The sequence below is a fragment of the Thiohalocapsa sp. ML1 genome (genome assembly GCF_001469165.1).
In the GTDB taxonomy this organism is placed as follows: Bacteria; Pseudomonadota; Gammaproteobacteria; order Chromatiales; family Chromatiaceae; genus Thiohalocapsa.
Map to the genome: position 1 here is coordinate 147,652 of NZ_JABX01000003.1, position 14,111 is coordinate 161,762.

Below are 14,111 nucleotides of genomic sequence, written 5' to 3' on the forward strand. Positions count from 1 at the left end.
CCCGGCTCCAAGGGCGCCCCCAATCAATCCACAGGATATCCACAGCTAGCTCGTCAGGGTTCTCAACAGGATTCGGTAGTCCTCCTCGATCATCGTATCGCTAGCGCGCAAGGCCTCGATCTTGCGCGTCGCGTGGATCACCGTGCTGTGGTCTCGCCCACCAAAGGCGTTGCCGATCTCGGGCAGGCTCGCTTTAGTCAGCTCCTTAGCGAGCGCCATCGCGACTTGTCGCGGCCGGGCGATGTTACGCGTGCGCTTCGCCGAAGTCAGATCCGAGACCCGCAGTTTGTAATAGTTTGCGACGGTCTTCTGGATATTCTCGATCGTTATCTGGCGATCCTGCGCGACGAACATGTCCCTTAGCACGTCACGCGTAAAGCCCATATCGATCTGCGCTCCCATGAAATGGGAGTTTGCCACCAATCGCCGCAGCGCGCCCTCGAGCTCCCTGATGTTCGACGTCATGCGCTTCGCCACGAAGTACCCAACATCCTCGGGTAGCTCCACATTCAGAAGCGCCGCCTTACTCTGCAGGATCGCTACCCGAGTCTCGAAATCGGGTGGCTCAATGCCCACGGTGAGTCCCCAACCGAACCGCGACTTCAACCGTTCCTCCAACCCCGTTACCTCCTTCGGATAGCGGTCGCTCGACAGCACGATCTGCTGCTTACTCTCGAACAGCGCGTTGAAGGTGTGGAAGAATTCCTCTTGGGAGCGGTCCTTGTTGCCGAAGAACTGCACATCATCAATGAGCAGTGCGTTGACACGCCGATAGCGGCCCTTGAACTCGTCAATCTTGTTGTGCTGCAACGCCCGAATCATGTCCGAGACGAAGCGCTCGGAGTGCACATAGATGACCTTCGCGTTAGGGTTCGTGTCAAGAATCGTGTTACCAACCGCGTGCATGAGGTGCGTCTTACCGAGGCCGACGCCGCCATAAATGAACAGCGGGTTATAGGCCGTGCCGGGGTTCTGGCCGATCTGTATCGACGCCGCACGGGCAATCTGGTTCGACTTGCCTTCGACGAACGTGCTAAACGTGAAGTCCTTGTTTAGGTTGCTCTCCGCACGCCGACGCTCCAAGACCGCCTCTGCGCTGATATGCACGCGGGGGTTCTCGGGTCCGGCGCCGCTGCTGCCGCTGGCGACTAACGCGCCGATCTCGAAGCGGACCTGGCGTACGCGCCCGCCGCTGATCTCGTTGCAGAGTCGCACAATCCGCTGTTCGTAGTGCTGCTTGACCCAGTCCTTCACGAAGCGGTTGGGCGCCAACAGGCAGATGGCCCCGTCTGCGTCCTGTGCCTGCAGCGGCATGATCCAGGTGCTGTACTCAGCCGCCGTCAGATCTTCCTTCAATGCGGCGGCGCAGGCTGCCCAAAGGTCACTCATGCACAAAATCCTGCTGGCAACGGAACGATTGACAAGACTGGAGCAGGCGGCAGAAGTGCAGAAGGCAGAATTCCGCAATCCGACGCCGGTGGTTTGACCACAAGGCGCTGGCCCCCCAGGCAAGGAAGCGACTCGAAGACGCTGCTAAAGGGACGCCACGGCTTGTCGTCCCTCGCCCTCGGGCGACGCCCAGGAGCTTGCTGCTCAGCCCCTAGACGGGGATCTGGGCCATGGCGGAGAGATTCTGGCCGTACCTGTCGTCAGCGCCAAACTACCGTCGCCAGACTATATCCACAACCGCCAAGGTTATCCACAGCCGACCGACGGACCGCCAACTCTTTCTGCTCTGCCTTGCCGTGCAGGCGCCGTTAGGGTATTGTTCTGGGTCTTTTTCTGCGGCGATCTCAGCAACCCGCCGCCTCGCCGATATACCTGGAACGAAGATGAAACAGACCTTTAAGCCAAGCCGCCTGAAGCGCGCCAGAACCCATGGCTTCCGCGTTCGCAACGCGACCCGAAACGGTCGCAAGGTCTTGAAAGCACGACGCAATAAGGGGCGTGTTAGGCTCTGTCCGTAACCCATGCTACGCCGTACGCCGCCGCTCCGCGGTTAGTGGACGCGACAGGCTTCGAGCGCTCGCGCAGGTTGTTGACAGGGAGCCAGTTTCAACAGGTGTTTCGGCGGCCCGTCCGCAGCAGCGACGACTGTTTCAGCGTCGCCGGCCGCCGACGCGTGGACGCAGACCCCGGCTCGCTCCCCAGGCTCGGGCTTGCCGTTTCCCGCAAGGCCCTTCCGCGCGCCGTTGACCGCAACCGCGTAAAGCGGTTGGTTAGAGAGATGTTCCGTCACACGCGGTTTCCCTGCGCGATCGACCTCGTGGTCGTTGCGAGAGCAGGTCTCAAGCAAGCCGACAATGCCCGCGTCAGGGCGTCCATAACACGGCACTTCAGCGAGTTGGCGCAGAACCTCTGTCGTCAGCGGCCCGAGGGCGAGCGCCGGTCGCTGCCCCCTATCGAACCCCCGCAGCCGGCCTCGGCTAGGTCTGCGCAAGCCCCCTACTGAAGCAGTTAATCTGATGGACAACCTTCGGCTCATCCTCCTGCTGTCCCTCGGCGTGGTGCTATTCCTCATCTACCAAGCCTGGATGGAGGACTACGGGCGCATCCCGCAGGCCCCTGTAACGACCGCATCGGAACAGCCTCTGTCGGCGCCGACGGGGGACGACTCGGAACAACCCGCGTTGCCAAGCGACGCGCCAAACGCGCCGCCCGCGATGCCCGTGGCTGCAACGGGACAATCAGGCGACACCGGGGACACCGGCAAGGCCGCAGAGATCATCACTGTCGAGACGGATGTCGTCAAAGCGGAGATCTCTACCCGCGGCGGCACCCTGCAAGCGCTTTGGCTGAAAAAGTACGCGGAGATTGCCGGCCAGCCCGATAAGCCGTTGCAGTTGCTGAAGCCGAACGATCCGAACATGTGCATCGTGCAGTCGGGCTTGCTTGGCGCCGCCGACAGTGGACTGCCGACGCACAACGCACTGTTCAGCGCCGACCGAACCGCTTACACATTGGCCGACGGCGACGATGCCGTCCAGGTCACCCTCGTGTGGACAGGTGAGGACGGCCTGGTGGTGACGAAGCGCTACCGGTTCGAGCGCGGCAGCTACCTGATCCACACCGAACAGCGAGTCGATAACGGTAGCGACAGCGTCGTCGCGCTTCGGAACTATGACCAACTTCAGCGCACGGACCTGATCGACCCTAACAAGTCCCGCTTCGTCAACACCTATACCGGCGCCGTTTATTACGGACCTGAGACCAAGTACAAGCGGGAAAGCTTCGACGCCATGGCGAAGGAGCCGCTGGATCTCGCGGTCACGGGCGGGTGGATCGCGATGATCCAGCACTACTTCATGGCCGCCTGGATTCCGGAGGCGGATCAGGAGCAGACCTTCTACACGAAGGTCGTCGGTGGCGACCGTTATATCATCGGCCAGTACTCTCCGTCGGTCACGGTGGCACCCGGCGGCTCGCAGAGCTTTGAGACCCGGCTCTTCGTCGGACCGAAGCTCCAGGATCGGCTCGACACCATCGCGCCCGGACTGGAGCTTGCCGTCGATTACGGCTGGCTTACCGTCCTCGCCAAACCCATTTTCTGGCTGATGGAGGCCATTTACGGCCTGGTCGGCAACTGGGGTTGGGCAATAATCATCCTGACCATCCTGATCAAGCTCGCCTTCTACAAGCTCTCCGAGGCCAGCTATAAGTCCATGGCCCATATGCGCCAGGTCGCGCCGCGTCTGAAGGCGCTGAAGGATCGCTACGGGGATGACAAGGAGCGCCTGAACCAGGCCATGATGGAGCTGTACAAAAAGGAGAAGATCAACCCGCTCGGCGGCTGTCTCCCGATCCTAGTGCAGATCCCCGTCTTCATCGCGCTGTACTGGGTGCTGCTCGAAAGCGTTGAGCTGCGCCACGCCCCGTTCATGCTGTGGATCGACAATCTGACCGCGCCAGATCCCTGGTTCGTGCTGCCGGTGATCATGGGCGTGTCCATGTTCGTCCAGCAGAAGCTGAACCCGCCGCCGCCGGACCCGATGCAGGAAAAGATCTTCATGGCCCTGCCGTTCGTGTTTACGGTGTTCTTTGCCTTCTTCCCGGCCGGCCTCGTGCTGTACTGGACCGTCAACCAGCTCCTGTCCATCGCGCAGCAGTGGTACATCACGCGCCAGATCGAGAAGGCCGACGCGGCAAAGCACAAGGCTTGACCGGCTGCGACGCGGCATCGACCTCGGTGCGCGCCGCAGCCAGCCCGCGCGACAACATCGCCGCCATCGCGACGGCGCCGGGCGTCGGTGCTGTCGGCATCCTGCGGCTGTCGGGTCCCGATGTGCCCGACATCGCCCGGCGTGTCGTCGGCCGGCTGCCGGAGCCCCGCGTAGCGCTGCTGGCGTCGTTCATGGACGCAGCCGGCGAGTCCATCGATCAGGGCCTCGTGCTCTTTTTTCCCGCGCCGCACTCCTTCACCGGCGAGCACATGCTGGAGCTGCAGGGCCACGGCGGCCCCGTCGTCATGGACAGTCTCTTGACACGGGTGCTGGAGCTCGGTGCCAGGCAGGCTCGCCCCGGCGAGTTCAGTGAGCGCGCCTTCCTGTCCGGCAAGCTGGATCTGACCCAAGCAGAGGCCATTGCGGACCTCATCGCGAGCGGCACACAACAGCAGGCTCGCCTTGCGGTGCGTACCCTGCAGGGCGCTTTTGCGCGCCGCGTGGAGCATCTATTGGAGGGCCTGACCCGGGCGCGCGCCTTGTTGGAAGCGAGCCTGGACTTTCCGGACGAGGAGCTGGACCCCGCGTTGGCTCGGAACGTCAATCGCGACCTGACCCCATTGCTTGAGGAGACCGACGCGCTCCTCGCGGTCGCTACCCGCGGTGAGCGCCTGCGCAACGGCTTGCTGGTGGTGCTGGCCGGCGCCCCGAACGTGGGCAAGTCCAGCTTGCTCAACGCCCTCGCGGAGTCCGAGCGTGCCATCGTCACACCGATCCCGGGGACCACGCGCGACCTGCTGCACGCGGACGTCCAGATCGAAGGTCTGCCGCTGCGTGTCGTGGATACGGCCGGCCTGCGGATGTCCGCCGATCCCATCGAGCAGGAGGGCATCCGCCGTGCCCGAGAGCAGATCGAGCGCGCCGACCTCGTGCTCTGGATCATCGACGATGCGCAGCCGACGGGCGACTCCGCGCCGCCCGCCGGGCTACCCGCCGGCGCGACCGTGCTTCGGGTCCGCAACAAGATCGATCTCAGCGCCCGCGACCCCGGCGAGCAGCCTTGCGCAGATGGTGGCACCGAGATCGCCTGCTCGGCCGCGACAGGGGCCGGGTTGGACGCGCTGCGCCAGGCGCTGCTCCGACATGCGGGTCTCGGCGGCGACGCCGGCGCCGAGCTCAGTGCCCGCCGACGTCATCTGGACGCGCTGCGGCGCACCCGCGAGCACCTGCAGGCCGCATTGAGTGGCGCCACCGAGGGCCTGCCGACCGAGCTGGTGGCCGATGACCTGCGGCTCGCCCAACACAGCCTGGGCGAGATCACCGGCGTGGTGTCCTCCGATGAGCTGCTCGGGCGCATCTTCAGCGAGTTCTGTATCGGCAAATGACGCCGCGGATCGGCTCAGGGCAGGAACAGCGCCGCCGCGGCGCGAGGGTTCGACGGAAAATACAGATGCAGATAGCTCGCGCGCAGCGGACCCAGCGCGTACAGGGGCTCGCCGCGTCGCACGCCATGCTGGCGCATGGCGTAAGCGACGGGTTCAGCCGGCGTCGTCATCGCCGAATGGTGGAAACTGTGCCCGCGTAGCTCGCCCTGCGCCGTTGGCAAAGCTTGCATGCCGAGCCCGACGACTCCGGGCTGCATGCGCGCTTCCCCCGGCAGCAGGCCGACCAAGTCAGCACCCTGCCCCGACAGATCCGTAAGCCGCTCCAGCAGGTAGAGCATGCCGCCGCATTCGGCGTAGATCGGCTTGCCCGCCGCCAGATGCCGCTTGAGCGCCGCGTGCATGGCGGTGTTACCGGCGAGCGCCGCGAGATGCAGCTCCGGATACCCGCCGGGCAGGTAAAGGGCATCGGCGTCGATACCGGTGTCGGCGAGCGGCGAGAAGAATCTCAACTCGGCGCCCAGCGCTTCGAGCAGCCGCAGGTTCTCGGCGTACAGAAAGGAAAACGCCGCATCCCGTGCGATGGCGATCTGCTTGCCCGCGAGCAGCGGCGGCAGCGTCGCGTCGCGAGCACCGCTGAAGCTCACCGTCGCGGGCAAGGCCGCCAGCGTCGTGCCGCTGATCCCGTCCGCGGCCAGCTCCAGGCGCCGGTCCAGATCGGCAATCTCGTCCGCCTGCACCAACCCCAGGTGCCGGCTCGGCAGCGCCGCGTCGTCGAGCCGAGACAAGGCCGCGAGCAGCGGCACCGACGGCGGCAACTGCGCGGTCAGCATCTCTTGGTGGCGCGCGCTGCCGACCCGGTTCGCGATGACGCCGGCCAGGTCGAGCCCGGGACGGTGGCTCGCCAGCCCCAGCGCCAGCGCACCGAAGGTCTGCCCCATGCCGCGCGCGTCGATGATCGCGGCCACCGGCAGCCGAAACCGAAGCGCCAAGTCCGCCGCGCTGGGATCGCCGTCGAACAGCCCCATGGCCCCTTCCACCAGGATCAGATCCGCCTCGCCCGCGGCCACATACAAGCGCCGCGCGCACTCGGCCTCGCCTACCATCCAGAGGTCGAGCGGCGACACCTCAGCCCCGCTCGCGCGGGCGAGGATCATCGGATCCAGAAAGTCCGGTCCCACCTTGAACACCCGCACCCGCCGGCCCGCGCGCGCATGATGTCGCGCAAGCGCCGCGGTCACCGTGGTCTTGCCTTGACCGGAACCGGTGGCCGACAGCAGCAGCGCCGGGCAGTGTCGCGACCCGGCGGGCTCGCCGTCGGACCCCGGGCCGCCGGATGTGTCGCCCCGCGCCGGCGCTGAGATGGAACCGTTGTTCATGCGTTGTTCCGATTCGCCCAGGGCACGATGTAGGTTTGGCCATTGTGCACGCCCGTGACGGCGTCTATTCCATAAACGTCGTGAAGGTGCTGCGCCGTCAGGACATCGGCGACGGTGCCGGTTGCCACGGGCCGTCCCTCGTCCAGCAGCAGCAGCCGGTCGCAGAACCTGCTCGCCAGGGTCAGGTCGTGCAGCACCACGATGCCGTTGCCGCCGCCGGCGCAGTGCGCGCGCAGTAGGGCCATGACCTGGAGCTGATGCTTTGGATCCAGCGCCGCGACCGGTTCGTCGGCGAGGATGAGCGGCGCCTCCACCGCCAGCACCCGGGCCAGCCGTGCCCGCGCGCGCTCGCCGCCGGAGAGCTGATCCACGCGACGCTCCCGCAGCGTCCACACGTCGGCCGCGCGCATGGCCGTTGCCACCGCCGCATCATCGGCGGCACCCAGCGCGCCGCCCCAGCCCGAACGGTGCGGATAGCGCCCGAGCGCCACCAGCTCGGCCACACTGATGGGCCACTGTAGTTGATCATCCTGACTCAGGTAGGCAACCGCCCGAGCCCTGTCGCGGGCACCGATCCGGTCGAAACGCCATGCCCCCAGCCGTACCTCGCCCCGATACGGCAGAAGCTGCGCGATGGCCTTCACCACCGTGGACTTGCCGGCGCCGTTCGGCCCGATCAACCCCAACAGCTCGCCCGGCTCCACGCACAGGTCCACGCCCGCTGCTAGAGCACGACCGCCGAGGCTCACCGCCAAACCCTGCACCGTCAACCGGGTCATGGCAGGGTCCGCCGGCTCTGCACCACGAGCGCCAGGAAGAACGGCGCGCCCACCAGCGCCGTGACCACGCCCAGCATCAACGGCTGCGGCGTGTCCAGCAGACGAATGACCAGATCGGCCCCCAGCACCAGCACGGCGCCGCCGAGGGCGCTCGGCAGCAGCAGGCTGCCCGGCTGATGCCGCACCAGCCCGCGCAATAGGTGCGGCACCACGAGGCCGACGAAACCGATCGTGCCCGTCACCGACACGCAGGCGCCGACGGCCAGCGCCGAGCCCGTGATGATGAGCCCGCGCAGTCGCGGCAACTGAACGCCGAGGCTCGCCGCCTCTGCCTCGCCCAGCGTCAACAGCGTCAGCGCTGGGGCCGCCGCCATGAGCAAGACGAGACCCACGGCGACGAAGGGGAGCACGAGCCCCACGTCGGCGAGGCTGCGGTCGGCGATGGACCCCAGCAGCCAGAGCACGATGTCCTGCACGCTCGCCGGATTCGGCGCCAGGTTCAGCGCCAGCGATGTCAGCGCGCCGGCGAGCGAGGACAGCGCCACACCCGCCAGGATCAGGGTCAGGTTCGAGGTCCCGCCCCGGGTCAGCGCATAGAGCAGCAGGGTTGCGCCGAGCGCCCCCGCCATCGCCAAGCTCGGGAGTATCCAGATGCCGAACGCCGTGAGCCCGAAGTACAGCGCCAGCACGGCACCCAGCCCGGCGCTGGCCGAGATCCCGAGCAGTCCGGGCTCCGCCAGCGGGTTGCGCAGCAGGCCCTGCAGTGCCGCCCCGGACATGCCGAGCGCCGCACCCAAGAGCCAGGCGAGCAGCACTCGCGGCAGCCGGATCTGCCGGACGATGATGCGGTGCTCCTCCGGCCCGGTGCCGAACAAGCCGCCCAAGACCTCGCCCCACCCCATCGGCGCCGCGCCGAGTCCAAGCGACAGGATGCTGAGCACCAACAGCACCGCCGCGAGCGTCGCGTGCAGCGCGAGCATCCGCGCCGGCGAAGGCCCCAAGATCACCGTGCCACACCGCTGCCGATCGTTTGCACCGGCTCGGCGATGGCTTCGACGACGGCTTCGGCGATGGCTTCCGCGGCGCCCACCAGCTCTAGGCCGCCGCAGCCCCAGACCCGGCTCGGTACCGCTACTTGCGGTGTCTCGGCCAGCAGCTTGCGCAGCAGCGGATGCCGCGCATAGGCCGATGCCGTGAGCGGCTGGCGCTGCTCGAAGTAACCGAGTAGGAAGACGTCGGGCGGGTCGAGCACGATCCGCTCCAGCGGATAGGCGGCCCAACCCGCGTGGCCATGCTCGCCGACGAGGTTCCTGAGACCGAGCCGTGTCAGCACATCATCCACGTAGGTGCCGCGGCCGGCGCTGCCGCCGCTCGGGCGCAGATACAGGGCTTTCAGCGCCGGCACCCCGGCCGCCAGGGCTCGCATGCGCTGTTCGGCGCCGGCCGCAAGCGCCGCCCCCTGCTCGGCGCGGCCGATGCGCGCCGCAACCTTGCGCGCCGTGTCCAGCGCATCGTCCCAGTCCGTCGGATAGGGCACCGGCACCACCTCGATGCCCTGCCCCGCCAGCAGGTCACCGAAGCGCCCGCCGTTCCAGCCCGAATACACGAGCGCGATGTCCGGTTTGCGGTACAGCAGATCTTCGACGCCACCGGCGTTGGCGGGATAGGCCGCCGCCTGCTCGGCGACGGGCGACTGCGTCGCGTCCTGACTCTGCCGCGACACGGAGACGATCTGCGACGGCGCCGCAATGGACAACAGCAGCAGATCCGCACACAGGTTCGTGCTCATGACCCTCGGCAGACCCTCTGCCGGGACGGCCGCGGATGCCAGCATCAACGCCAAGGGCCCAAGGCCCAGACGCAGCCTGCGGACGCGGGATGCTGGGGGAGAGCGATGCGGCATGGCGGGAGAGGTTGGCCCACGGCCGCGGCAACGCAAGGCAGGCCGCGCAAGCGTCAAGGCGCCGAAACCCCGGCGCGCATGCAGCGTCGCAGCGGCAGTACCACGTAGCCAAGCACAACCGTCGTCAGCGCCGCGGCCGTCAGCAGCTTCAACCCGGGCGCTATTGCCGCGTAGCCCCCGTCGTCCACCCAGAGCCCAACAGTCACGATGGCGGCCAGGGTCACCAGCGCAAGGTGCACCGAGCCGTCGTAGACGCCCCAGGGCATGCGCGAGGCGATCCTGACACCGACCCAGGCGGCGAGGAAACCGCCGCCGAGCCCAAAGGCCACGTCCACCGGCCAATGGACACCGACTGCGATGCGGCTCAATCCGGCGAGCACCGCGATGAACAGGAACACGAGCCGCCACGGGAGGCGTCGCGCATAGGCGATCAGCACGCCGAAGAAGACCCCGGCCGTGACGCTGTGCCCGGACGGAAAGCCCTCGCCGCGATGGCCAGGCCCGATGAGCATGAAGCTTCCGGCGGGCAGCACCGCCGGCGGGCGGGCCGCGTCCACCAGCGGCTTCAAGCCCCGCGAATACAGAATCGCCACCAGCGCAGAGCAGACCAGGGTCCAGAACACCCGCGGGTGCCGGCGGGCAAAGAACAGGCTTAATGCGAAGGCGACCCGCTCGTCCCCCAGCATCGTCAGCGCCTGCCACAGGGTCGAGGGCAGCATCGCCGCGGCGGTGTTCAGGGGCATGAAGCCCGCGTGATAGCCCGCGAGCAGCGCAAGACCGCTACCAAGCACGAGTGCCGCGAGACCGGCGTGGGTGAGCCAGGCCTCACCGGCCGGCGATGGCCCCGGGTCCCGTGCGGCGCCGTGCTGCAAGGCGTCGTGCAGATCGGCCGCGAGCCTCTGCCACAGCGCGCTCAGCCTGCCGGCTCGGATGTCAGCCATCGTCCGCCTGCCGGAACGTCGCAAGCGCCACCGGCCCGCGCCGATAGATTGCTTCGAGCTGCTCGCCCGGTCGCGTCGCGGCGAGGGCATCAAGCTTGTCTACGCGCAGAAAGACCAGCTCGCCGGGTGCCGGCCGGTCCGTCTGCGGCGTGATGGCGCCCCGGTACACGCTGAAGCTCGGCATGCTGGTGCGAAAGACCACGGTTGGTCGGTCCAGCGCCCGGGCGAGCAGGGCAGCCTCCTTCACCGGGGCCTGCATCACCTCGAACACCCGCGGCACCAGCGCGCCGAACACCACCAGCGTCTGCACCGCGCCCGCGAGCACGAGGCGCTGCCACACTGGGATGCGCGTATAGCCGATCAGCACAATCACAGTCGCGAGCCCCGCGACGGTGGTCAGCACATAGGCCCAATCGAGCACCCGCGCGCCCTCGGCGAGCTGCGCTTGCTCGTGCGCACGCTCCGCCTGCCCCGCCAACAACGGTAACAGCAGCGGCAGCGCCGCCAGCAGCACCATAAACAGGAGCGGCGGGCCAAAGGCGAGCCAGCGGGATCGCAGCGCGTCGCGGTGGCGCGCCATCAGGATGAACAACGGCGTGATGCCGTAGACCATGTAGTGTGGGAGCTTGGTGTCCGAGAACGAGAAGGTGACGAACACGAACAGGAACCACAACAGCAGGAACCGGTCCAGCGGCTCCGCCCACAAACTGCGCACCATGGGCAACAGGCGCAGAAACCAGCCCGTGAATGGCAACAGCACCACCGGCAGCATCACGAAGTAGTAGCCCGCAAAGCCCGCATGGCCGTGCTTGACGCCCCCGTAGCGCCCGACGTTATGGTCCAGGAAGAAGCTCTGAAAGAACCCCGGCCCGTCGTCGATGAAGATCGCGAGATACCAGGGCCCGGCGACGGCGATGAACACGAGCCAGCCGAGCGGCGCCAACACCGCCCTCAGCCAATCCCGCCATCGCCCGAGCGACAAGCAGTACGCAAAGCTCACCAGGAGCGGAAAGAATACCGCCACCGGCCCCTTGGTCAGAAAGCCCAAGCCCAGCCACAGGTACACCCGCAGCAGCAGACCACGGCGTGGGGCCTTGGTCTCCAGCCAGCGATAGATATCGAAGAACGCGAGCGCCATGAACAGGTTCAGCACCGCGTCCGCCACCGCCGCCTTGCCGATGATGGCCACTTGCAGCCCGAAGGCCATGATCAGCGCCGCCACCGTGGCGGTGGCCGCATCGAGGCGCCCGCGCACGAAGCCCCACAGCGCCGCCAGCCACAGCGTCGCGGCGATGGCGGACGGCAATCGCAACGCGAGCTCGTTGAAGCCGAGCACGCTGACCGATGCCGCCTGCAACCAGTAGATCAGCACCGGCTTGTCGTAGCGCGGCGCGCCGTCGCGGTGCGGCGTGATGAAGTTGCCGGACGCCAGCATCTCGCGGGTCGCCTCGGTGAAGGCGCCCTCGTCCAGGTCATAGAGCGGCACCGCGCCCAACTGCCAGAAGAAGCCGAGCCAGACCGCGAGCGCCAGCAGTGCAAAGGCCGCCGGCGGCGCGAACAGCGAGCGCTGCCCAAGCCCCGGCTGTGCAGGAGCGCTCAAGCCGCCCCCTTCCAGCCCGCCCGCGCCGGGTCCGACTGCCAGCGGATGCAGTGATGCGTGCGCTCGCCGGAGGCGAAGAAGGTCCGCGACAGCACCTCCGCCAGCACCCCGGTGGTCAGGAATTGCAGCGACGCGACGATGAACAGGATGGCGACGAACAGCATGGGCCGCTGGCCGATGTCCTCGCCAAAACCGAACTTGACGATCATCAGCCAAGCCATCATCAGCCCGCCGACGGCGCCGAAGCCGAGCCCGATGCTGCCGAAGAAGTGCCCCGGCCGCGCGCCGTAGCGCAGGAAGAAGAACGCGACCAAGAGGTCCAGCAGCACGCGAAAGGTCCGCGAGAGCCCGTACTTGGACTCGCCGCGCTCGCGCGCACGGTGGCTCACGTCCGTCTCGCCGATGCGCGCCGGGTCCGTGATGGTGGCGACCCACACCGGGATGAACCGGTGCATCTCACCGAACAGCCGCACCTCCTTGATGATCTCCGCGCGATAGACCTTGAGGCTGCAGCCGTAGTCGTGCAGCGTTACGCCCGTCACGCGCCCAATCAGCGCGTTGGCGATGCGCGACGGCAGCTTGCGCTGCACCAGCGCGTCCTGACGGTTACGCCGCCAGCCCTGCAGCAGGTCAAGGTCCCGGTCGACCAGCTCCGCCACCATGCGCGGAATATCCGCCGGGTCGTTTTGCAGGTCGCCGTCCAGGCTCGCCACCAGATGGCCGCGCGCGGCATCGAAGCCCGCCTGCATCGCCGCCGTCTGGCCGAAGTTGCGCCGAAAGCGGATCACGCGCACGTGCGCACCGTAGTGCTCCACCGCCTCCTGCAAGCGCGCGGCCGTCGCGTCGCGGCTGCCGTCGTCCACCAGGATCAGCTCCCACGGGTGCCGATAGTCCGCGAGCCCCTCGTGCACGCGCGCCACCAGCGGCAGCACGTTGTCCGCCTCGCGATAGAGCGGGACCACGACGGAGAGGCTGCGCGGATCGGCTGCCGGCTCGGCCGGCAAGGGCGCAGAGATCGTCGCCGCGTCCGGCAGGGCATGGGGGTCGGGTTGGGTCATGGATGCTGCTGACGGCTGTCACCGCTGTCGCGGCGTGGCGCGCAGCTTAAGCGCAGTGCCCCGGGGCGTCCACCGCGGGAACCGAGGCTCCGCGACGTCGACCATCGAAGTACTGACCACTGCATCCCACGCCGACGCCATATCGGCATGCGCTGGCTGAGTGGCGCAATAGATCGTTGCGCATGCCGCGCTGTCGCAAGGCATGCGAGTGGGTGTACGCTTGCCGACAAGCGTCCAACACCGGACCGAACGCGATGGCCAGAGGCCATCGACAGCGCCCGTGGGCGCGCCCGCGAGATGACAGGCGACATCACGCATGCCTAAGCTGTACGAGTACTTTGGCCTGGTGATCTTCTTCTACGCCAACGAGCACGAGCCGGTGCATGTTCACGGCAACTGCCAGGGCAGGGAAGGGCGTGCGGAGCTGATCATCGTCGATGGCGTCATCACCGAGATCCGCTTCGGCGGAGCTGCCGGCCGCGCGCCGCTTGCGGCGAAAGAGGCGGTACTGTTCAAGGAGATCGTCACGGCCCGCGCTGAGGACATCGTGCGGAAGTGGATCGACTTCTTCGTCCTGAACAAGCCCGTGCCGAGCGAGCGCATCACCCGGAGGCTGAAATGAACGACCCCAAGATCGACATTCAAAGCGCCGAGTGGGAAGGCGAGTACCGCATCCGGTTGCACTTCGACGACGGCAGCCGTCAAACCGTCGATTTTCTGCCCTTCCTGTCCCAGTCCCGGCATCCCGACATCCGCGCCTTTCTCGATCAGCGCCGCTTCAGGGCCTTCCGGGTGGAATACGGCAACCTGCTCTGGGGCGATTTCGATCTCTGCTTCCCGATCATGGACCTCTACCGCAACCGGATCAGCCACCAGGCAGAGGGTGAGGCGGCGGCCTGAAGGCCGTGC

Annotated in this window: 14 protein-coding genes; 6 read left to right on the plus strand and 8 right to left on the minus strand. The window is 67.2% G+C overall.

The window, feature by feature from the left end; genetic code table 11:
- Nucleotides 1-45: 45 nt before the first annotated feature.
- Nucleotides 46-1,389, minus strand: a complete 1,344-nt coding sequence (gene dnaA / locus ML01_RS02985; RefSeq protein WP_058553912.1) for a chromosomal replication initiator protein DnaA — start codon at nucleotides 1,387-1,389, stop codon at nucleotides 46-48.
- A 443-nt stretch (nucleotides 1,390-1,832) separates the two neighbouring features.
- Here dnaA and rpmH point away from each other — a divergent pair, with 443 nt between their 5' ends.
- From rpmH to mnmE, 4 genes are all read left to right on the plus strand, one after another.
- Nucleotides 1,833-1,967, plus strand: coding sequence for a 50S ribosomal protein L34 (gene rpmH / locus ML01_RS26810; protein ID WP_082673902.1), 135 nt, complete (start codon nucleotides 1,833-1,835; stop codon nucleotides 1,965-1,967).
- Between the two features lie 95 nt (nucleotides 1,968-2,062).
- Nucleotides 2,063-2,452 (plus strand): ribonuclease P protein component, encoded by a 390-nt coding sequence (gene rnpA / locus ML01_RS02990; protein WP_254045124.1) that lies wholly within the window; start codon nucleotides 2,063-2,065, stop codon nucleotides 2,450-2,452.
- A 13-nt stretch (nucleotides 2,453-2,465) separates the two neighbouring features.
- The gene (yidC, locus tag ML01_RS02995) at nucleotides 2,466-4,160 is read left to right on the plus strand and encodes a membrane protein insertase YidC (protein ID WP_058553914.1); all 1,695 of its coding nucleotides are present in this window, start codon (nucleotides 2,466-2,468) and stop codon (nucleotides 4,158-4,160) included.
- Nucleotides 4,157-5,545 carry a tRNA uridine-5-carboxymethylaminomethyl(34) synthesis GTPase MnmE gene (gene mnmE, locus ML01_RS03000; RefSeq protein WP_254045118.1) on the plus strand — a complete coding sequence of 463 codons (1,389 nt, stop codon included), beginning with the start codon at nucleotides 4,157-4,159 and terminating at the stop codon, nucleotides 5,543-5,545. Before yidC ends, mnmE begins: the two co-directional genes overlap by 4 nt.
- Nucleotides 5,546-5,559: 14 nt before the next feature.
- Here the strand turns inward: mnmE and ML01_RS03005 are convergent, their stop codons facing one another.
- The 7 genes from ML01_RS03005 to ML01_RS03035 form a co-directional block, all read right to left on the minus strand.
- A complete protein-coding gene (locus ML01_RS03005) occupies nucleotides 5,560-6,921 on the minus strand; it encodes a cobyrinate a,c-diamide synthase (RefSeq protein ID WP_082673903.1) in 1,362 nt (453 codons plus the stop codon).
- Entirely contained in the window at nucleotides 6,918-7,700 is a 783-nt protein-coding gene (locus tag ML01_RS03010) for an ABC transporter ATP-binding protein (RefSeq protein ID WP_058553915.1), read from the minus strand. The genes ML01_RS03005 and ML01_RS03010 overlap by 4 nt, the downstream gene beginning before the upstream one ends.
- A complete protein-coding gene (locus ML01_RS03015; RefSeq protein ID WP_058553916.1) occupies nucleotides 7,697-8,680 on the minus strand; it encodes an iron ABC transporter permease in 984 nt (327 codons plus the stop codon). The genes ML01_RS03010 and ML01_RS03015 overlap by 4 nt, the downstream gene beginning before the upstream one ends.
- 23 nt (nucleotides 8,681-8,703) lie before the next feature.
- Entirely contained in the window at nucleotides 8,704-9,489 is a 786-nt protein-coding gene (locus ML01_RS03020; protein WP_254045119.1) for an ABC transporter substrate-binding protein, read from the minus strand.
- A 167-nt stretch (nucleotides 9,490-9,656) separates the two neighbouring features.
- Nucleotides 9,657-10,544 carry a phosphatase PAP2 family protein gene (locus ML01_RS03025; protein ID WP_058553918.1) on the minus strand — a complete coding sequence of 296 codons (888 nt, stop codon included), beginning with the start codon at nucleotides 10,542-10,544 and terminating at the stop codon, nucleotides 9,657-9,659.
- Complete coding sequence (locus ML01_RS03030; RefSeq protein ID WP_058553975.1) at nucleotides 10,537-12,105, minus strand: glycosyltransferase family 39 protein; 1,569 nt, start codon at nucleotides 12,103-12,105, stop codon at nucleotides 10,537-10,539. Before ML01_RS03030 ends, ML01_RS03025 begins: the two co-directional genes overlap by 8 nt.
- Nucleotides 12,106-12,140: 35 nt before the next feature.
- The gene (locus tag ML01_RS03035) at nucleotides 12,141-13,202 is read right to left on the minus strand and encodes a glycosyltransferase family 2 protein (RefSeq protein ID WP_082673905.1); all 1,062 of its coding nucleotides are present in this window, start codon (nucleotides 13,200-13,202) and stop codon (nucleotides 12,141-12,143) included.
- A 316-nt stretch (nucleotides 13,203-13,518) separates the two neighbouring features.
- Here ML01_RS03035 and ML01_RS03040 point away from each other — a divergent pair, with 316 nt between their 5' ends.
- Complete coding sequence (locus ML01_RS03040; protein ID WP_058553919.1) at nucleotides 13,519-13,824, plus strand: DUF4160 domain-containing protein; 306 nt, start codon at nucleotides 13,519-13,521, stop codon at nucleotides 13,822-13,824.
- Entirely contained in the window at nucleotides 13,821-14,102 is a 282-nt protein-coding gene (locus ML01_RS03045) for a DUF2442 domain-containing protein (protein WP_058553920.1), read from the plus strand. Before ML01_RS03040 ends, ML01_RS03045 begins: the two co-directional genes overlap by 4 nt.
- Nucleotides 14,103-14,111 lie beyond the last annotated feature (9 nt).